Origin of the sequence: Myxococcus llanfairpwllgwyngyllgogerychwyrndrobwllllantysiliogogogochensis, assembly GCF_006636215.1 — a bacterium.
GTDB classification, from domain to species: domain Bacteria; phylum Myxococcota; class Myxococcia; order Myxococcales; family Myxococcaceae; genus Myxococcus; species Myxococcus llanfairpwllgwyngyllgogerychwyrndrobwllllantysiliogogogochensis.
Window position 1 is genome coordinate 1 of sequence record NZ_VIFM01000473.1, and the last position, 3,661, is coordinate 3,661.

Below are 3,661 nucleotides of genomic sequence, written 5' to 3' on the forward strand. Positions count from 1 at the left end.
GATGGGGGCACGGTAGGGGGCAGTGAGGCAGAAGGGCCAGCATCCCGCACCGTGGAGGCCGCAAGAGGCGCGCTGGGCCTCTCCGCGTTCGGGGTGGGGCGCAGGGCCATGTAGCCCGCCAGCGAGGCCACGGAGAGCGCCAGGACGGCCACAGCCCCCGCTACGCGTCGCCCTCGGGACTGCTTCGACACAGGGACAAGGGCTTCCTCCTGGGGGACGTCGTTGTGGGGTGCCTCGGACGCAAGCGGAAGGTGTGGCCTGGGGACATGAAGCGGCACCGCCCACGCTTCGCCCTCTTCCGACAGCAACGCCTCCAACTCGCGCCGCATGACTTCGGCGGTGGGGGCGCGCTTCTCGGGCTGACGGTCAATGAAGTGCATCGCAGCCGCGCTCAGCGAGTCGGGCACTCGCGAGTTCACCGCATGCGGCGCGGGGGGCGGCCACTGGGCGCCCACCAGGGTGCGCGGCGCCTCGCTCTCGGGCTGGGGATTCGTCAGCACGTCATAGAGGCAGACGCCCAGCGCGTACACGTCGTCGGTCGCCTTGAATTCGTAGCGCGCGTCGTGCTCGTGCCCATGCTCGCGCAGGAAGCGCGCCGCCTCGGGGGAGCGGTAGCGCCGGGTGCCGGGGGGCAAGGGCGTGTCCGTCAGCTCAGGGGCAAGCGTGTAGTCCCCCACGCTGAAGTCCAGGACGAAGGGCTCCCCATCCGAAGCGCGCACGAGGATGTTCCCCAGCTTCAAGTCGCGGTGAAAGACGCCGCGCGAATGGAGGTGGGCCAAAGCCCCCGCGAGCTTGCCGAACACCCGGGCCACCTCATGCGCCGTGGGGTGCGTCTTCTCCACCCACTCCCCCAGCGTGTAGCCCTCCACGTAGTCGAGGACGACGTAGAGCCACCCCTGGGTGGGGTGCTGCCACCGTCCATGGGCGTGGACCTTCACGACGTTGGGATGCCCGCTCACTTGGGACAGGCAAATCATCTCGCGCAACAGGCGCGCGTCGGTCTGCTCAGCGTCTCCGCTGCTGGCCCGGTGCATGGCCATCTTGAGCGCAAAGCGATGGCCCTCCTTCTCCACGAGATAGACGGCGCCGAAGCTGCCCGCGCCCAGCGGCTTCATGACGCGCCAGCCGTCCACCGTCTGCCCAGGTTGCAGGTGCGCCGGGCTCAGCCCTATCAACATGGAAGGCGGTTTTAGAACGAGATGCGGGGAATGAGAAGGCGACGCCCACCGTCACTGTCGCGCAGCTCCAACCGGAGGACTGCCCCTTCGGGCCAACTGGGTGCCCTGGTCTCCACCACGACGAGGGCAGACTTCCCCGGTTCAACCCGAGGTTCCCGCATACGCACCGCAAGCACGTTGATGCGCTCACCGCTCGCGACCCCAGAAAGCCGGGCCTCTGCTGGTGTCCAGGGTTGTGAGCCGGTGTTGCGGACGCGGACGGCCAATGCTGCCCAGGACTCTGACCAATAGGCGAGGACCTCTTCGGTCGCCAACCCCATTGCCCCAGGCGTTGCCGCGAAATCGACGAGAGCACCTTGAACCCCTTTCACGTCTAGAAGGCCCGCAAAAATCATCCCAGCCGGACCGCTCGCCACGGTGCGAGCACGGAGCGCTTCCAACTCGGCATCCTTGGCCGAACACGCGGCGCGCACTTCGTCCAACTCGGCCTGAATCGCTTCTGCGGTGCGAGGTAGGCGCGACACCATCACCTGCGCGTCCACGTCGGAAGGGTGCGTGACAAGCGAGAACACGACACGGGCGGGGGCCGAGCCATCCGCAAACGGAACGGTCAGCTCCACGCCCCGTCCGGGCCCCAGGTCCATCGCGGGTTTGAGCAGGATGGAGCGTGCCGTGACCTCGAACAGCGCGAGTCGGCTCCCTGAGTCCCCGAGCGCCACAGCGGCACGGTCTATCGGGGAATCAAACTCCAACGCGGTGAGGTAGTCCGGGGCAACGTGCAGCTCCACGGGCTTGTCGGCGGTGGCCACCGTGAGCGACACCCGCCGCCGCTTCATCTCCCGCCCGCGTAGGGCATCCTGGGCCTGCGCCGTGGCCGAGAGCCCCATCAGGAACACGAGGGGCAGGGCAAGCCGGGCAAGGGACAAGAACACGCGCGGAAGACCTCCAAAGGGCATGGCGGAACCGTACCAGGAAGCACACGACTTCCAGCGGTTCTCTGTTTGTCCTAGCGCTGGGTGATTCGGCAACTTTCTGCCGCAAATGCGCTCCTGCGCCCCCCATAAAGGCCCCAGCGCGAGGCACGAAGACGCGGGGGATTCCTTCAGGAACCGCCTTCCGCCACGAACCGTTGCCCGTCGGGGGCCTCACGGTTTTCCAGGGAGTTTTCTCAGCGCGTACCACCTCCGAGCAAGGCGTGAAGGGACCTCGCTCCGGAAATCCGAACCGGGGGGGCATCCCTGAACCATCCCCAGAATCCGCACCATCTATCAGAGGCTGGGCACCATCAGCCGTGACCGGAAATGGCGTGGAAATGGTCGCGTGAGCCACTCGCAGAAACCGCACGCATTTACGGGGAGACAGCACACCGCCAATTGCGGCCAACGAAGGCCCAGCGGAGCCAGTCGCGGAAAGCGTCCCCATAAAGAGAGTTGAAGGAGAACAACGCATGCTTGAACAGGTTGAGCAGTACCGCCCCCACGTCATCGCCGCGCTCACCAACGCCGCTCCCCAAGGGCGCACCGTGAAGGAGCTGTGCGGCACGCTCGGAGCGGGAGAGCAGGCCGTCCGCCGTTGCCTCGCGGCGCTCGTGTTGACTGGCGAGGTGCGCGAGTCCGCGAGGTACACGCCGGGCGCTCGTGGCGCAGTGCCCCGGGCCTACAGCCTCAACCCGAGGGCTGAATGAACGCGCGCTGTCCCCAGCCCCGTCGCGGTCATGACGGAATGACTGACGGACAGTGGTCTCTCCTCTCCCTTCTCTCTCTTCTTCTTAGGAGTGAGATGACTCCGTCATTCCGTCATGAAGGGGGCACTTTCAGAGGAGAAACGGCCATGACGGAGCTGTGACGGGCCAAACACTCGTCCGTCATTCCGTCACGGCAGCGCCCAGCTTCACCGCCCGCTTCGGTCAGCCGCGAAGCCCTCCAGCGGCGCCGCGCCTGTGCAACGCCGCGCCGTGGCAGTGCCTCCAACCAACCCCTCACCCCCGCATCCCATGACCTGGACTCTCTGCATCACACCCTCGCGCTTCACCCCGGACCAACTCTCCGTCCTGGAGTTCTCGTCCATCGATGACCTCATGTCGGAGTTCTTCGAGGACGCCACGGACCCGATGCTTCGCGCGGAGAAGGACGGCCACGCGTTCATCCCCGCGCTGCCCTGCCCCCCTCGCGCTGATGGCCTCTACGAAGGCAAGGGCGGCGACCCCACGCCCACTCCATACAGGCGCAATGCGAACTTCTCGCACGTCACCCTGGCCGTCGTGGACTTCGACTGCGAAGAACAGCCCGCGCTGGATTCGTGGCTCGCGGGCCTGCGCCAGCGTGGCCTTTGGTTCGTTGCGTACCCGACCCACTCCTACGGGCAGCCCACCAAGCCCATCCGCTACCGCGTCGTCCTGCCGTTCAGTGAGCCCGTCGCTGTTGGCTCGCCCAGCAGATGGGCTGACAGCCTCTGGCCGCACCTCATGGACTCCCTGGGGCTCG

General features: G+C 66.9%; 4 protein-coding genes. 2 read left to right on the top strand and 2 right to left on the bottom strand.

The window, feature by feature from the left end; genetic code table 11:
- A partial coding sequence (locus tag FJV41_RS48440) for a serine/threonine protein kinase (RefSeq protein ID WP_141649400.1) occupies positions 1 to 1,178 on the bottom strand: 1,178 nt, incomplete at its 3' end.
- A gap of 11 nt (positions 1,179 to 1,189) precedes the next feature.
- A complete protein-coding gene (locus FJV41_RS48445; RefSeq protein WP_181791499.1) occupies positions 1,190 to 2,110 on the bottom strand; it encodes a DUF2381 family protein in 921 nt (306 codons plus the stop codon).
- A 515-nt stretch (positions 2,111 to 2,625) separates the two neighbouring features.
- Here FJV41_RS48445 and FJV41_RS48450 point away from each other — a divergent pair.
- Together FJV41_RS48450 and FJV41_RS48455 are read left to right on the top strand one after the other, a co-directional pair.
- Positions 2,626 to 2,862, top strand: coding sequence for a hypothetical protein (locus FJV41_RS48450; RefSeq protein ID WP_141649402.1), 237 nt, complete (start codon positions 2,626 to 2,628; stop codon positions 2,860 to 2,862).
- Positions 2,863 to 3,171: 309 nt separating this feature from the next.
- Positions 3,172 to 3,661 (top strand): hypothetical protein (locus tag FJV41_RS48455; protein ID WP_141649403.1); only part of this gene is annotated, 490 nt, incomplete at its 3' end.

Coding starts and splice junctions, on each gene's coding strand:
- FJV41_RS48450 (WP_141649402.1), top strand. CDS start 2,626: ATGCTTGAACAGGTTGAGCAGTACCGCCCCCACGTCATCGCCGCGCTC.